Genomic DNA, 15,913 nt, shown 5'->3' with positions numbered 1-15,913 from the left:
GGGGTGTATCGAGAAAACTAGACAATGAATGCAACCCGGTTTCTGGCTAAAGTTAGTCAAAGTTAGTCAATGACATTACACCCGACTCCCCTGCTCCCCCTCTCCCCGACTCCCCCTCTCCCCTGCTAGAGCCTTATTCAGCAAGCCCTAGGCGATGGGCTGATTATTCACCCGACGAATGGCCACCACCGCAGGTTTCGGGGGGTCATTGGGGCGCTTACCCGGCCAATTAGAACCGAGGGGAACCGTGCGTTGCTGCATGAATTCCGTTCCGTCTGGTATGGTCATGGCAAATTGACGAATTTCCGATTGCCCATTCAGCCGCACCCCATGAATTTCCCCCGGATGCTGCACCGCTAGGAATAGGGTTTGCTGGTCTGGAGAGAAAAAGGGGCCGGTGCATTCACATTCCATCGGGCCAATGCCAAAAGGATAGGCTTCTCCAGCATGGATTCCCGAGGTGGGAATGTACCAAATGGAATTATTGCCAAATAGCCCGACTAAATCCTTGGTGGGTAAGGGTTGACCGTCTTTAACCCGACTGGGAACGGCTTTGTTTTGGCTACTGGTGGACATATCGCTCACCATCCACACATTACCCCCTTGGTCTAGTTCAATGTTGTCTGGATTGGAAAAACCAGCGCCTCCGGTGGCCGGTTCACCCCCTAAAGAGAGGATTTCCCAGCGAAAGGTCATGGCGGCGGGATCATTGCCCCTTTCTTGCAGTTTGACAATCCAGCCATGTTCATATTGGCTGTCACCGTTGGGGCCTTGGAAAACGGCTTTATCGGGGCTGCCATCGCTGCCGGGGACTCCGGAGGTGAAGGCGATATAAAGGGTGCCTTGGGAGTCTACGATGGTGTCTTCTGGGCGGGCGGTGCAGGTGATTCCGGCGGCATTGGCGGCAAAGTGAGCGTCAATGAGGATCGCTCCTTGTTTTTCCGTGGGATTGCCTGTGTAAAGGTCGCCGAGGGTTTTGAATTGTTGCTTAAAGGCGATCGCTTCTTGATCGGCTGTCACCCGGATAATATCCCCCGCTTGGCGGTTGGGGTTGGGTAGGGGAACCATTCCCCCACTCACTTGGCTGGGTAAAACCGGATCTACAGGAGTCTCAGCATTTAAGGCAATCCAGCGCCCGGTGCCATCGGGGTTGAATTTTGCCCCATATAATGCCCCATTCTGGAGAAGGCGAGAATTGGCTTTATCTTTGACGTTGCGGACGGTTTCTTGGGAGACGAATTTATATAAATGGCCGCCTCGGCGATCGCACCCGGAATAAATCCCCAACTTTTTCCCCGCTTGGGCAAAGAATCCCACCGCTTCATGGCGGTAGCGCCCTAACCAAGTGTGTTTTGTCCCATAATCATTGGGATTGGCGGGATCAATTTCCACCATCCAACCGTACTTATTCCCCGCTAATCCCAAGGGATTCCCGCAGCCATGATCATCATCCTCGTGGATTTGAAAGGTTTTTTGACTGGGGGGGAAGGAGGAACCATCGGCCATCACAGGTTCATAAACTTGATTTTGGAAATTTTCCTCAGCAGAAAACACGGTTCCCCAAGGAGAGGTTCCCCCGGCACAGTTGGCAAAGGTGCCAATAATTTTGTCCTTTAAACCGTCCTCATAGCCCACTTTATTGGTCTTATTAAACACGGCAACGGCGGGGCCAGTAGATTGGAGATAATGCCCATCTTTAAGACCAGAAATCCCCGTAATTCGCCGATCGGTGGAACTATAGGTGCGACTCCATGTCCCGTCCCCATTGCGACGAAGACTGATCACACCTAACCCCATGTCGATCATCATTTCTTCGGCAATGGCCCTCACTTTAGCTTTTAACTCATTGCCTTGGGGTAAGGAAAAGACATCCATTGAACCTTGTTGGTGAACTTCTGTTAAGGCGAGTGTATCCCCGATCACCATCGGATAGGTTTGCCGCCAAGTGTTCCCACTAATGTATTCAAAACTAACGGTTAAATATCCCTCATTGGGGCCAGTCTCCAGAAAGGAGACATAGTCATTGTTGTAGCCGAAACGGGAGTTTCCGACGCGATCGCCCCAAGCCGCAATCACATCATAAGTAAACCCTTCAGGCAACACCAAATCATCGACTAAGGCAAAGGTTTGATAAGCCTCAATATTGCCTGTTTCTAGGGGCATGGGCAGCCGGACAGGATTAAAGCCAATCCCCCCATAACTAGCCGCCCTTTCCATGTTAAAGGGCATAGTAACGCCCTTTGGAGTGGCCATTGACCCCAAGGCAACGGTTCCAGCACCAGCACCCAAAAATGCTAAAAAATCACGACGTTTAATACCCATTTCGCCCAATGTTAAATCTTGAATTTAGGGGTTAGCAACTCTTAGCCAAAGAGAAACACAGCCCTAGCCAGAAACTAGACCTGTGCAGCAGGCTATGCCATTCACTAGACCCACAGTTCAAGAATCTAAGGCGCATCGATTATCAATTTGTAACCGTCAGGTAATATTTTGGTTAAGGCTTTGTGGAACAGTGAGTCAGTGATGAGTCTGTAGGTTGGGTGAAGCGACAGCGCAACCCAACAAATCAGTAAACAGTTCCAATCCAAGTTTCAAGATGTAATCTGAAACTGTAAAACAACGGAATTTCAAGACTTGCAGGCACTTGTGTCAGGCAGTCAAATCTAGGAGGTTTTTTAAAAAATCTACAATTTTTTGAACGGCTTGGACATTTTGGTAGGTTGTTTCACTAATCCAATGATTATCAGCTAAACTCACCTGATTAGTTTTTCCAGGTTTTAAAACACTAACAACCGTCGCGATTAATGCCTTCTCTCGGTCAAAAGGCTTCCATTTCAAACTTTTTTGTTCTGTTTCTGAAAATTGATTAATATAAGATATAGCTCTCTCTAAATATTCAGGATAAGCCACTTTCCCACATTCCAACAACAAGGTTTCTAAGACGCCTTGTTGCACATTATCCGGTAAAATAAAAACTCCGGTTCTCACAGAATTAACACTGACAATTCCTGGGGTTTCAGGGAAATGAGGAAAAACAACCTGAAATTCTTGAGCGTAAGTTTTTGCAACATCTTCAGGGAATTTTTTGTCAGCATCAGCAATAATGCCAAAAGCCAATAAAGAATCCAGAGAAATATCCGATAATCTCACTTTTAAGTTTTGGCTTAAACTTTCCCCTTGTCCAGCATAAATGGCGATAGAAAGAGAATCATTAAAAAAGATAGACGGCATATCTAGCCTTGCATAGAGTCGTCCTGTTTTCGGTGGGTAAGTCGGAATAAACTTTCGCCAAAATGAATCAAGGTTAGAATTTAATCCATCAAATTTTTGCAAACCTAAAATTTTCTCAAGAATTTTCCCCACCAATGCCTGGTCATGATTTCCCTCCACTCCAATGAGTGCATATTGTAAACTCACCAACGAACCTCCTGTCCTAATTCCTCTCTCAAAATTTTCAATCTTTCCCAATCATGTCGAACCACTTTAGTCTTGTAATCAGTCGGTTCTAATCGATAAAACGCTAAATCATTGGCTGAGTTTGTAACTTCTAATAAATGATCGACAGCTTCTAAACTATGAGTAGTTGCAAAAAGCTGGACGTTCATTTTTTGACACCAAGTTACTAACCACTCAAACGCATCATGTAAGGCTTCTGTGTGAATGGTTGACTCTAACTCATCAATTAAAAGAATTCCATCTCTGGCTCTAGGAATTTGCAAAGCAATATGCAATAAACGACGAACTCCATCCCCCAACGTATTGATAGGAGTAAGACCTAACTTTTTATGTTGAACATAAATACTCGGTTGATTCCATCTTGTTTTAGGATTCATTAAAATCTCTAAATCGATTATATTTTCATCCATATAATTGAGTAATTGAATTACGTTGGGTTTAAGATTCTCAAAACTGGCTTGAGAAAGCAAACGCAGTTGACTAAAATGAGAACGATGAGAAAAAGGGGTGATAAATGCTACAGGCAATTGGATGGCTTTTGAATTCGCTTTAGGAGAACGAAAACGCGGTTCATCTTCCCACAGTGTAATTTTTTCGTGAATGTGGGGTTCTGCCCAGAGATTTAATTGATGAGTATATATTTTGAATTCAAGCTTGATTCCTCGTACAATATTTGAAGCTTCCCTCTCCGATGTAAAATCATCTTCATAATACATCTGGTCTTCCTTGATAGAAGACGCTAAAGGTTTAATTCTTTCTTGATTTTGATAGCTAATATTGATCCTTTGAATTTCCTTAATTCCTTCACTGTAAAGCTTGATCTCTGGGAGCAATAAATCATCGTCTAAATGGTCTGACAACTGAGGAAATAACCATAGCAAATTTTCTAAGGTAGAATATCGGCTGCTGTTGGTATTTTCTCGTAGATTCGCGAGAGTGATTAGACGCTGTATATCCAGGGGATTAGAGTAAAGAAATAAAGCCTCTAAAATACTGGTTTTACCAGAATTATTAATGCCAACTAATACATTGATTTGGCTCAAATCTTTGAGTTCTAAATCGCGTAGTCCTCGGAACTGTTGAATTGTAATATTGTTGAAAATTCTCATACAGCGTTTGCATTTCCTACAATATAGGCGAATTACGGCATGACTTGCCGATCAAATACCGCGTTTCCTTGCTCTAAACGTAGGATAACTGCTCCTTTCTGGGGATCTCCACTGTCTTGGTAGGAAATTAATCCGGTCACTCCCGGATAGTCGCGCATGGTGCTTAAACCCTCGCGGATGGCTTGGGGGGTGCTGTCGTTGGCTTGGCGGATGGCGGCGGCGATTAAACCGATGGTGTCGTAACTGAGGGCGGCGGCTGAGGTGGGGAGGGTGTCGTAGGTGGCCTGATAACGGGCGAGAAAGTCGGGCATTTGGGGGTTATCGAGGTCTAATGCCCAGTCGGCGGTGTAGTAGGAGCCATCTAGGGCGGGTTCGTCATATTGAGCAAAACCGGACCAAGCATCACCCCCGAGTAAGATGGCATCTATGCCAAGGTTACGGATTTGTCGGGCTTGTTCGATGACTTCGACGGGATAGTTGGGGAGAAAGATTAATTCTGCTCCACTGTCACGGATGCGGGTGAGTTGGGGTTCAAAGTTGGTTTCGTTGGTGATGTAGGACTCTAGGGCGACGATTTGGCCGCCTCGTTGGGTAAAGGCTTGTTGGAAGGTTTCGGCGAGGAATTTGTTGTAGTTGCTGGCATCGTCGTAGAGGATGGCGGCTTGGGTGAGGTTAAGTTGATTTTTGGCAAATTCTGCGATCGCCTCTCCCTGAAAAGTATCGGTAAACGTGACGCGAAATACATAGTCTTTGTCCTGAGTCGTAGCAGGATTGGTGGACTTAGAACTAATCATAGGAATGCGGGCATTTTCCGCGACTTGCGAGACGGGGATAGCAATCCGACTGAGGGGCATTCCCACCAAGGCCACGACTTGTTCTTGATTAATCAGACGATTAGCAACGGCGACGGCTTGATTGGGGTTATCTTGATCATCGGCGGGTACGAGTTGGAAGGTATAGCGACGGCCCTCTATTTCGACTCCTCCGGCCTCATTTAGGGCGTTTACAGCCAGTTCTGCCCCTTGAAGGGTGGGGGTGCCGGAGGTGGGGGCTAAATCGCCACTGAGGGGCGCAATTAAGCCAATGGGCAGGTCGGTAGGGGGAGAGGTACAAGCGAGGAGGCTGGCGATCGCACCGCTCACCATCCAGAGTAAAAACCGTTTCCCACGACTCCAACTTTGCCACATAAACGCCTCATTCCTTAATTGCACAGTGCATTCTCTCGTAACTTTTGCACCCATTCCCCCAGTCCCTCCGGATTGAGACGATAACTTAAAGGATGGGCGATCAGATAGGCTGTACTTTCAAACAGCACATCAATTTCCACTAAGCCATTTTCCTTTAAGGTGCGCCCCGTTGAAACTAAATCCACAATGGCCTCAGACATCCCCGTAATCGGTCCTAACTCCACGGAACCGTAAAGGGGGATAATTTCCACAGGCAAATCTAACTGGCGGAAATAGTTGCGCGCACATTGCACAAACTTCGAGGCCACGCGACCATGGGGAGGAAGTTCCACTGAACGCCGATAGGGACTCTCTTGAGGCACCGCTACCGATAGGCGACAACCGCCAAATTTTAAGTCGGCTAACTGGGCCACTTGGGGGCTTTTTTCCTCCAGCACATCATAGCCCACAATCCCTAACTGGGCTTGACCATATTCCACATAAACCGGAACATCCTGGGCCCTCACTAACATCGCCGTTGCCCTCTGGGTGGGTTCTGTAATCTGGAGTTGACGGTTGCTGGAGTCGAGAAAAGCCCGAAAATCTAGACCAATCTGGAGAAACAAATCAATGCTATCTTGCAAAAGAGCGCCTTTGGGTAGGGCAATCGTAATCATAATTAAGAAAGAACAGGTGAACCAACCCCCTTGCTCAATCAATCCGCCATGCAAATCTTATTAGTTGATGACGAAATAGAATTCACAGACTCCTTGAGTCAAGTTCTCTGCCGTGAGGGTTATACAGTAGATATCGCTCATGATGGTATCACAGGGATGGAACTGGCTCAGAAAACGACCTATGATTTGCTGATTTTGGACTGGATGATGCCTCAGTCGTCGGGTTTAATGCTGTGCCAAAAATTGCGCAGTTTGGGGCAAATTACGCCAATTTTGTTCTTAACGGCGAAGGATACGTTAGATGATCGGGTTTTAGGCTTAGATGCGGGGGCGGACGATTATTTAGTCAAGCCTTTTGAGTTGCGGGAGTTGCTGGCACGGGTGCGGGCGTTGTTAAGGCGATCGCCCCATACGGTAGAATTAGCCCCTAGTACCCCCCGTTTACAAGTGGGTGACTTAGAATTTGACCGTGACAATCAACTGGCTTATCGTCAACACCGCACGATAGAACTTTCCGAGAAAGAAGCCCAGTTATTAGAATATTTCATGGAAAACCCTAACCAACTCCTCACCCACAGTCAAATTCAGCAACACCTCTGGGGTGACAGTGAATCCCCGAGTAGTAATGTTTTAGCCGCCCTTGTGCGTTTATTGCGGCGAAAAATTGAACATTCTAAAGAAAGTCCACTCGTTCACACGGTTTATGGTAAAGGTTATCGGTTCGGAGAGTAAGAAAGCTTAAGAATTAATCATGATTCTAACTCCTCCAATCCATCAGTTAAACTTAAATCGGCATCATTAAAATTAACCCCCTCTATTATAGCTCCCATTAACTTCGCTTTCCGCAAATTTGCCCCCTGAAAATTTGCCCCAGTGAGGTCAGCTGCCATGAATTTCACTCCCTCTAAATTCGCCCCCTGTAGGTTAGCATAACGTAAATTTGCCCCAATAAAGTTGGCATTTTTTAAACAGAATCCCGCCAACTCTGCACCGGGTAAGTTAGCATTACGAAAATTACGCCCTCCGGTAGCATAGCGTTTCAAGATTTCTCCCACATCGGTAATATGAATTTCTCGCTGGGGAGGATGTTGGAGATTTAAGGTAAAACGATCACCGTTTTGTAAGATTTGCCGTAACTCTCGATACAACGGATAAGCCCCAATTCCGCTAATATTTAACCAAGCACGGGAACGAGTAAAGGCGACTAATAATTGATTTCTGAGTTTAATATTATGATCTTGCTGGGCTACTTGATCTAAACCCACAACATAAACCATCTCTGCTTCGTGTCCTTTAGCGCGATGAATTCGGGACACGGTAACAGCCCCATCACACCAAAATTTATTGGGTTGATAGGTCGCCCGATTGACTTCAATTTGGTTACAATCAGATGTGCTGGGAAGGTAAATATCAATCCCCTGATTGAGTAAGAATTGGGCGACTTGTTTTTCCAGTTGACGGGCTTGGAAAAAAGTGCCTAAAATTATGACTAAAATATCAGGACTGGGGCGCAATCCTTCGTAGCGTAAATTGTGTAAAATATGCTGGGCGAGTCGGGAAAGTTCTTCTTGACGAGTGGGGTAGGTGTTAAATTTTATATAGGATTCTGGCCATAAGCTGGGTAGGGGATTGGGGGAATGGCTGGGGGGACGATGGAGGGTAAGGTAAGGGGGATGATGGGCTTCAATATCATAGCCTAATGCCTGCCATTCTTCGAGGTGTCGTGACCCGGTGAGGAGGCCTTGCGATCGCCTAAATCCCATCGCTAGTGCTTGGGCTGTGGTTATAATGAGGTGGGGAGTGCGGTAACTTTTGCGCAGAATTTCGCTTTTTTTGATCCCCCCTTCGTACTCTCCGGTGACAAGATGCCCTAAACTTTCTCCTAATACTTCGCTGGCACTGGGGAAGGATAAACTTTCTAAGCTTTGGGTTTCATCATAACCCCAGATTAAACGTCGTTGTTCTGGATTACTGGAATCAACGGGACGTAATGCTTGATAGGCTAACCAATAAAAGGGCTGTTTATCTTCAAATTTCGGTGAATCTACGACTAAATCCTGTCCTTCATCGATTAAAATGGCATCAAAAAGGGTAGGAATTGCCGCCTGTTGGAGTAATTTTAAACAAGCTTCCCCAAGGGCTTCATTGGGGTTTAAACTTTGGGTCTGATTGGCGGTTAAGGGCTGAATTCCTACGGCTTGGCAGAGGAGACGATAAAAGCCCGGTTGCTGTTTTGAACCCCAACCATGCAAAATTTGTAAGTTGCGATTTTTAGGGTCATAACTAACTTGATTTTGGCTAAAATAGCGTAACCATTGATCAATTTGTTTTAGAATAGGTTGGTATAAACTCCGGGAAAAAAAGACAAAGGCAATACGCCATTGTGGGTATTTTAGATGAATATGGGCGGCTTTTTGGCATAAAATCGCGGTTTTTCCTGAGCCAGCAATGCCTCTGATTCTTTGACATCCGGGAGGGATTTGTTTGGCAATTCGTTCTTGTTCGAGATCCAGTTCATGGATTTGTTGGCGCAGGGTTTTAATGATCTGACCTCGATTAATTGTGTGGGTTTTATTGGGGTAAGTGGGTTTACAATAAAGGGGAGTTCCTGCTATAATAGATAGGAGGAGTTTCCAGTTAGAATGGGTGAGTTTTGTGGCTTGTGTATTTGTGGTTTGTGTGAGGGGTAAAACGGCCTGAATTTTAGGGATGAGGGAGGCGGGTTCTATTAGATCATTTTGGAAGAGAATGGGGGGGGAACTGGGTAAGTTGGCAAAACCGCGCTGTTGCCATTGGGCTTGGGGAATATAGGGCAGGGCGAGCATGGCACGGGTGGTTAACTGGTGTTTAAGTTTGGGTTCGCGATCGCAATAATTCAACAAGGCAAAAACATGAGCTTCGGCTTGTTGGTAGGGGTTGCCAAAGTTGGTATAAAAATTTTGATAGTGCCACTGATGGCCGGAAATATTAACAATTTGTTGGATGTTAATAGATTTCACTTCAATGACGATTAAACCCAGTTCTAAATCGACTATTAAGATATCGGGTTCTTGGCGATAATTTTCCTGTCCTGAAAAGATGGGATAGCGCCAATAAGCTAAACAGGGACGATCTTGAAAAGCGGTTTGAATGACTTCCCAGACAAGTTTTTCCCCGGCTTCCCCTCTCGATTCTAAAGGTTCTGTGGTGATAAAGTGACCCCGTTGGGAGGAGGGGAGGGAAAAGGCATGATCGCGCATAGAGAAGTCACAGGGAGTCTAACAAGGGGAGGGGAGCGTGAGTGAGCCATTGACTGGCAATGGGCGATCGCACGGGGCGGCCAAAAAGATATCCTTGAGCATAGTGGCAGCCGAGGGTTTTTAGCAAATTAAATTGTTCGATCGTTTCAATGCCTTCGGCCACGGAAAATAACTCTAACTGTTGAGTGAGACTCAAAATAGTTTCAACGACGCGACGATTTTGGGAGCTTTGGATCATGCGTCCCACAAAGGATTTATCGATTTTTAAACTGGTAATGGGCAAATCACAGAGGTAGCTGAGGGAGGAGTAGCCCGTGCCGAAGTCGTCAATGGTAATGTCAATGGCGCGATCGCGCAAACAGCGAAAAATCTGGATAATATCCTCAACATTCTGGATCAGGATGCTTTCGGTAATTTCAAAAATGAAATGTTTCCCCGATACTCCGGTTTCTTGCAACACTTGATCAACCTGCTCAATAAACTGTTTCTGTTGCAGATGCACCACAGAAATATTAATACTCACTCGCAACGACTCCGTGATCTCCCGGGGAAAAGCTGGATCTTGCTGCCATGCCTTGATTTGCCCGGCCACATCCTTCATTAACCACAGACTCATCGGCACAATTAGCTGGGTTTCCTCCGCCACAGGGATAAATTCTGCTGGGGAAATGATGCCCCGCTGGGGGTGTTGCCAACGGATCAAGGCTTCAAAACTCTTTAACTGATGAGTCTTAAAACTAATAATCGGTTGATAACACATAAATAGCTGATTCTGCTCAATGGCATGGCGCAAATTACTTTCTAACTCCAGCCGGGCTAAGGCTTGAACGTGCATCGTGGGGTCGAAAATCTCATAGCAAGCCCGGCCTTTTTCCTTAGCGCGATACATCGCTGTATCGGCATCGCGAATCAAATCCATTGCCTTTTGATAGCGAATTGTGCCGACTACAATGCCAATACTGGCCCGAATTAAGGTCTGTTGATAATTAATGGCCACCGGGTCTTGAAACCGCTCAAAAATCCGCTCGACTAGCTCAAGCACCTCATGGAGTCCATGAATTTTCTCCATCAAGATTACAAACTCATCTCCCCCTAAACGGGCGACTAAATCGTTAGAGCGCATCATGTCCCGCAGTTTTTGGGCGACATCAATTAGGACTTCATCCCCGGCCAAATGACCTAAACTATCATTAATAACTTTAAAGTGGTCTAAATCTAAAAATAATACGGCAAACTGATAGTCGTCATGGTGATGGATGCGTTCAATGGCAAAATTCAGCCGTTCCATTAAAAGGTTACGATTGGGCAATCCGGTTAAGGCATCGTGAAACGCATCATATTCTAATTGCCGTTGTAGGCGCATTTTTTCCGTAACATCTCTAGAGGTGGTTTGCAGTTGGAATAGTTCACCCTTGGAGTTAAAAACCCCACGGGCGACGGTTTCAAACCAGCGATAATCTCCGGCTTGTTTGCGGATGCGATAGGTTAGGGGTAGGGCGATGCCGTCGCTGAGTTGTAGGGCTTCTTGATGGATGCGATCGCAATCATCGGGATGAATCAGGTCAAAGTGATTATGACCCATGAGATCAGACGGCTGATAGCCTAAAAGATTCTGCACCGAGGAACTCACATAAAGATATTCCCCTGTCGGAGTATGGAGACAGACCAAATCGCTCATATTTTCTGCCAATAAGCGATACTGGGCTTCACTTTGGGTCAGGGCTTGTTCAAAATGTTTGCGTTCGGTAATATCTTCTGCAATTCCTCCCAGCCAAGGGGACTGCTCCTGACCATTATCTAGGACAAAAGCGCGATCGCGAATCCAGCGTACTGTGCCATCAGGATGAACAATCCGGTAATCCACGACAAAACTATGGGTCTGCCCAACTTGCCGCAGCGCCTTCAACAGTGTGGGTCGGTCTTCTCGGAGGACTCTATGCAGTAATTGACGCGGTTGGTCTAACAGAATTGACTCATCACAACCCCAGAGACTACGACAGGCCGGACTGATATAGATAAAACGGCGCTGAAAGCGGTCAAAAATCCAGAGGACCGAATCACTATTTGCGGCAAAGGAGCGGAATTTTTCCTCACTTTCTTTGAGGTTATTATGAGCCGTTTGTAGCGCCGCAAAGGAAGCTTGTAACCGTTGGGACATCTCGTTAAAGGTTTCCGCCAAGATCCCCAACTCCCGTAAACGCCCCGGTTCAATCGCTTGGGACAGTTCCCCTTGAGCAATGGCCGCAGAAGCCCCCATCAGTTGCCCCACAGAGCGCATAATCCAGCGACTGGTTAACCAACCCGAAACCATAGCAACCCCGAGGGCTGCTAAACAGAGCAGAATGGAGTTGCGGGTATTGGCGTTAATTTGGGCCATGAAATCCGACTCTGGCATCATGACCACAATCAGCCAATCGAGGCCAAATTGATCCTCAAAGGGGGAAACCTGTAAAAAATAACGTTCCTTTTGATAGACAAAATCAAGCTGGACGGGTTCTTGAATGGCGCTAAATTGTTGGTGGCGATCGCTAATCAACTCCGCCGAAGCCACCAGCAACGGATCCTCAATCTCCAGAATATTCAGCCGATAGGTGACTCCATTCTCCACCCGAAAGGGTTGGGGTAACGTAGAACTCGCCACAATATTGCCATTGCGCTCAATAATATAAGTCTGTCCCGTTTGACCCACCTTTAAACCCTGCAAAAACTCACTAATGCGATCCAGAAAAAAGTTATTACCAAAAACCCCAAGCAGCGCACCCTCTGAGTCATAAATCGGAGTTGCGATGGGCAGCGCCAGCAACGTATAGGCATGATAGGGGAAAATTTCCCCCCAAGTGGTGGTACCCGTCGCCATTGCCGCCTTATACCAAGGACGCTGACGGGGATCAAAACCCGGCGTTACTGTTTGCAACCTAACAGGATGGCCTTGTGCGTCCACATCATAAAAACGAATTGCCCCCTCCGTCGCAGCCCCTGCCACCATTAATTGATGGGGATTATTGGGGTTAAAAAGGGCATTGCCAATAAATTCCCCATCTGGACGACCAAAGAAAATACCCCCCGCTTGCTCAAATTCTTGAGCTTGGGTAAAGAAATGACGGTACATTTGCTCTAAGTCTGTGGTAGAAAGATAACCCAGTCTTAAAGCATTTTGATTGAGGTGATTAATTTTGGGTGGAATTTGTAAGAGGGTATCCAGTTTTTGATCAATGCGTAGGGTCACTTCAAAGCGTAGTTGTTCCGCTAAATCATTGACAGCTTGTTGCCCATTCCGCCAAGAAATCCATCCCGTTAAGCCAACAGCGAAAGTAATTTGCACCACAAAGGGAACAATCAACACAGCACGTAACGGCAGATTGTTAAACAGACGGGAAAGTTGGTGGTTTTGCCAGAAAGCCATTGATTTAGTTGGCGTAGCATCTTTTTATTCTAACAGAAAAATCGATTAATCTGGGATGTTGCTAATTTTCCCTCTATATGGAGCCATTATTGATACTTTCTGCTCCTTGGAGCATTAAGGATTGAATCGTTGCATAGGCCTCTGTCCAAGCTTCTTGTACATCAGGAGTCCAAGCTGTTCCTAAGCAAGCGGCACAACTCTCTAGACCAAATTGGACTAACTTCACCAATCTTGGCAAGATAAACACTACCGTTTTTGATTGAAAAACCGCCAATTCTAAAACGTGCTGACTGCCGATTGATTTTCTTTTTAAACTTGGGTCTGCCTATTTTTTTTCCTTTCTGTTATTTAATTATAGATTAGTCTACAGTAAATGACAACCCAGTTCCGTAGAGAAAGACACAGTGTTACAGATTTGAAAATTCATTTGGTCTGTGTGACGAAATACAGGAGGTCTGTATTTACAGCAGAAAGCCTGGGGGTAATTGAAAAATGGAGTCCCAGCTATTTTGCTATTTCTGTGGGTGGAGCGCCGCTAGAAGTCCTTAAACAATATATTAGAAATCAAGAAAAGCCGTCCTAGAAGGACGGGGCTTGAATCCCATTATTTTCGGTCAAAGCACAATATTAGTTTCGATGTGATGCTGGACGAGGGGGCGTAAACTGTTTAATCCGGCTGCGATCGCCGTTCCATTGTGGATAATCGTGGCCCAGAGGGGATTGAGTCCCACCGTAGCCGCCAAACCTAAGCCCAAGAGATTGGGGGCTACCACGAAAAAGGTATTCTGTTCAATCAAAGCGCGAGTTTCTTGGGCAATGGCGATCGCCTCCAAAACACTCCCAAGATCATTATCCATCAGCACCACATCCGCCGTTTCCCGCGCCACATCAGACCCATCCTCAAAAGAAATAGACACATCCGCATAGGCCAAGGCCACCGAATCATTCAACCCATCCCCCACAAAAGCCACCGTCCGCCCACCCCGGTGTAAATCCCGCACAATCTTCGCCTTGTCCTCTGGAAACGCCTCCCCATGCACCTGAGAAGGCGGAATATTCAACACCTCGGCCACCTCCCGCGCCCGTTGTTGCTTATCCCCAGTCAGAAGATGAACAGTCATCCCATAGTCTTCTTGCAACTTCTGGATCACCCGCCCACTCTCTGGCCGGAGGGGATCTGTGAACTGCATCACCCCCTCCAGCCTGCCATCACAGGCCAGATAAATCAACGAGAACCACTCTGAAAGCCCGCCCAGGGGAAAAACATCCTTTGCCGTTTCTCCCCAGTCCAAGCCCTGTAAATCCCCCACCACTACACCTTGTTGTTGTAAAAACTTCTCACTCCCCACCAACACCCGCACCCCATCCACCACAGCATCCATGCCTAACCCTAGCTCATAGTGCCAGTGATCTCGGGTTAACAATTCAACCCCCTGCCCTTGGCCAAACTCTACAATAGCCTCAGCGATGGGATGGGTAATTCTCTGTTCCGCCGAAGCCGCCAACTGAACCAAACGGTCAAAAGAAAAACGGTCAGTCAGTCGCCCTAAACCCACCACCTTCACCTGACCTTGGGTGAGAGTCCCGGTTTTATCGAACACCATCGTATCCACTTCTGCCAACAACTCCAACGTCCGCCCACTACGGACTAAAATTCCGTGACGGGTGGTATGACTTAAAGCCCCTAAAAAGGCCGTTGGCATGGATACCCGAATCCCAGTGACAAAATCCAAAGTCAGGATAGAAGCCGCCCGCGCTGCGTCTTGGGTGGTGAGCCACACTAACCCCGCTAAGGTCAGAGAGGGCATAATCAACCGATCCGCCACCTTGGCCGCATAATTAGCCATGCGGGTATCATGGACGGGAGCTTTTTGTAATAACTCAATACTGGCAGCCGCTCGGGTTTTTTCCCCCACCCGCTCACAGGTTAAGCGAATTTGACCGGAGCGGACAAGGGTAGAAGCATAAACGAGGGTTCCAGGCACCGCCACAATGGGCATGGATTCCCCGGTGAGTTGTTGTTGGTCAATGGTCGCTTCCCCTTTAATCACTACCCCATCCACGGGAATCCGTTCTCCGGGGTAAACGACCACCGTTTCCCCTACCAGCACCTCGTTACTAGGAATTTGGGTAATTTGTTCTGCTCGTTCCACCCAAGCAAAACGCCCAATGGTGTCTAATAAGTCGGCCGTTTCTTGTTCGGTAGAGCGGGCGGTTTTTTCCCGAATTAAGTCCCCCAGTTCATGGAGGGTAATCACGAGGGAGGGAGTGATTAACTTACCTTGAAAACTACTTAAAATGAGTGCTAGGAAATCCAGACCGTCAATATTGAGTTTGCGCTCCACCCACAAACTCTGAAAGGCTCGTTTTGCCACGGGAAAGGCGGCCGCGACGAGGGCGGCACGGGCTAAGAAGCGCAGGGGCCAGCTTTCCCATCGGTAACTGGCAAAGGCTAAGAGGGTGGCTGTGGTGGGTAGGGCGAGACTCGACCATTGTTCTAGACCCTCGAAGCTGGGTATTTTTAGGAGGGGTTTGGGGGCTTCCGGGAGCAGGGGGAAGGCCTCAAGCAGTTGTTGCAAGAGTTGCCAAAATTGCCCATAAACTTCTGTCGGGTTTGAGTGGGAGTGATAAATCACTACTGAGGCGGCGGGGGGATTAATCCGGCAGTTTTCTACCCAAGATTGTAGGCGTAACCGTTTCTCTAAGGATTCGCTGAGGGGCTTATTTTTCTGGACTTGCGGCACTCGTAAGCGTACCCGACCGGGGACTGTGTGAATGAGCGTAGGGGCGGTCAGATCAGGGCGGGAGGGAGAAGACAGGACGGACATGAGGGAATGGGGAGCAGGGGGGCAGGGGAGCAGGG

General features: G+C 47.2%; 11 protein-coding genes and 1 pseudogene. 2 read left to right on the top strand and 10 right to left on the bottom strand.

Going from position 1 to position 15,913, the window contains the following annotated elements; translation table 11 throughout:
- Positions 1-147: 147 nt before the first annotated feature.
- The 5 genes from K4A83_RS18240 to hisG form a co-directional block, all read right to left on the bottom strand.
- Positions 148-2,322, bottom strand: coding sequence for a PhoX family protein (locus K4A83_RS18240; RefSeq protein WP_265266092.1), 2,175 nt, complete (start codon positions 2,320-2,322; stop codon positions 148-150).
- A 327-nt stretch (positions 2,323-2,649) separates the two neighbouring features.
- Complete coding sequence (locus K4A83_RS18235; RefSeq protein WP_265266091.1) at positions 2,650-3,417, bottom strand: DUF3226 domain-containing protein; 768 nt, start codon at positions 3,415-3,417, stop codon at positions 2,650-2,652.
- Positions 3,414-4,565, bottom strand: coding sequence for an AAA family ATPase (locus K4A83_RS18230; protein ID WP_265266090.1), 1,152 nt, complete (start codon positions 4,563-4,565; stop codon positions 3,414-3,416). Before K4A83_RS18230 ends, K4A83_RS18235 begins: the two co-directional genes overlap by 4 nt.
- Before the next feature lie 32 nt (positions 4,566-4,597).
- The gene (locus tag K4A83_RS18225) at positions 4,598-5,776 is read right to left on the bottom strand and encodes an ABC transporter substrate-binding protein (protein ID WP_265266089.1); all 1,179 of its coding nucleotides are present in this window, start codon (positions 5,774-5,776) and stop codon (positions 4,598-4,600) included.
- Positions 5,767-6,408, bottom strand: a complete 642-nt coding sequence (hisG, locus tag K4A83_RS18220; RefSeq protein WP_265266088.1) for an ATP phosphoribosyltransferase — start codon at positions 6,406-6,408, stop codon at positions 5,767-5,769. Before hisG ends, K4A83_RS18225 begins: the two co-directional genes overlap by 10 nt.
- A gap of 48 nt (positions 6,409-6,456) precedes the next feature.
- Between hisG and rppA the strand changes: the two genes are divergently transcribed.
- Positions 6,457-7,140 (top strand): two-component system response regulator RppA, encoded by a 684-nt coding sequence (gene rppA / locus K4A83_RS18215; RefSeq protein WP_407810122.1) that lies wholly within the window; start codon positions 6,457-6,459, stop codon positions 7,138-7,140.
- Between the two features lie 17 nt (positions 7,141-7,157).
- Here rppA and K4A83_RS18210 read toward each other — a convergent pair whose 3' ends face one another.
- The 4 genes and pseudogenes from K4A83_RS18210 to K4A83_RS23510 all read right to left on the bottom strand — a co-directional run.
- Positions 7,158-9,647: a pentapeptide repeat-containing protein gene (locus tag K4A83_RS18210; protein WP_265266086.1), complete on the bottom strand. Its 2,490-nt coding sequence runs from the start codon at positions 9,645-9,647 to the stop codon at positions 7,158-7,160.
- Between the two features lie 7 nt (positions 9,648-9,654).
- Complete coding sequence (locus tag K4A83_RS18205; RefSeq protein ID WP_265266085.1) at positions 9,655-13,050, bottom strand: EAL domain-containing protein; 3,396 nt, start codon at positions 13,048-13,050, stop codon at positions 9,655-9,657.
- Between the two features lie 73 nt (positions 13,051-13,123).
- Positions 13,124-13,276, bottom strand: a complete 153-nt coding sequence (locus K4A83_RS18200) for a globin family protein (RefSeq protein WP_265266084.1) — start codon at positions 13,274-13,276, stop codon at positions 13,124-13,126.
- Positions 13,245-13,394: pseudogene (locus tag K4A83_RS23510) on the bottom strand (RNA-guided endonuclease TnpB family protein); the annotation flags it as partial. The gene K4A83_RS18200 and the pseudogene K4A83_RS23510, both read right to left, overlap by 32 nt.
- Before the next feature lie 29 nt (positions 13,395-13,423).
- On the opposite strand from K4A83_RS23510, the gene K4A83_RS24040 reads away from it, so the two are divergent.
- A complete protein-coding gene (locus K4A83_RS24040; protein WP_265263024.1) occupies positions 13,424-13,633 on the top strand; it encodes a transposase in 210 nt (69 codons plus the stop codon).
- 31 nt (positions 13,634-13,664) lie between these two features.
- On the opposite strand, the gene K4A83_RS18190 is transcribed toward K4A83_RS24040, so the two are convergent.
- On the bottom strand, positions 13,665-15,878 hold the full coding sequence (locus tag K4A83_RS18190) for a heavy metal translocating P-type ATPase (RefSeq protein WP_407810120.1): 2,214 nt from the start codon (positions 15,876-15,878) through the stop codon (positions 13,665-13,667).
- Positions 15,879-15,913: the final 35 nt, after the last annotated feature.

It is taken from the genome of Spirulina subsalsa FACHB-351, from assembly GCF_026130165.1.
GTDB classification, from domain to species: Bacteria; Cyanobacteriota; Cyanobacteriia; order Cyanobacteriales; family Spirulinaceae; genus Spirulina_A; species Spirulina_A subsalsa_A.
This window is presented reverse-complemented; position numbering and strand designations above follow the sequence as displayed.

Bases quoted from the DNA above. Each gene is read 5' to 3' on its own strand.
- K4A83_RS18190 (WP_407810120.1), bottom strand. From the start codon at position 15,878: ATGTCCGTCCTGTCTTCTCCCTCCCGCCCTGATCTGACCGCCCCTACG.
- hisG (WP_265266088.1), bottom strand. From the start codon at position 6,408: ATGATTACGATTGCCCTACCCAAAGGCGCTCTTTTGCAAGATAGCATT.
- K4A83_RS18230 (WP_265266090.1), bottom strand. From the start codon at position 4,565: ATGAGAATTTTCAACAATATTACAATTCAACAGTTCCGAGGACTACGC.
- rppA (WP_407810122.1), top strand. From the start codon at position 6,457: ATGCAAATCTTATTAGTTGATGACGAAATAGAATTCACAGACTCCTTG.
- K4A83_RS18240 (WP_265266092.1), bottom strand. From the start codon at position 2,322: ATGGGTATTAAACGTCGTGATTTTTTAGCATTTTTGGGTGCTGGTGCT.
- K4A83_RS24040 (WP_265263024.1), top strand. From the start codon at position 13,424: ATGACAACCCAGTTCCGTAGAGAAAGACACAGTGTTACAGATTTGAAA.
- K4A83_RS18205 (WP_265266085.1), bottom strand. From the start codon at position 13,050: ATGGCTTTCTGGCAAAACCACCAACTTTCCCGTCTGTTTAACAATCTG.
- K4A83_RS18210 (WP_265266086.1), bottom strand. From the start codon at position 9,647: ATGCGCGATCATGCCTTTTCCCTCCCCTCCTCCCAACGGGGTCACTTT.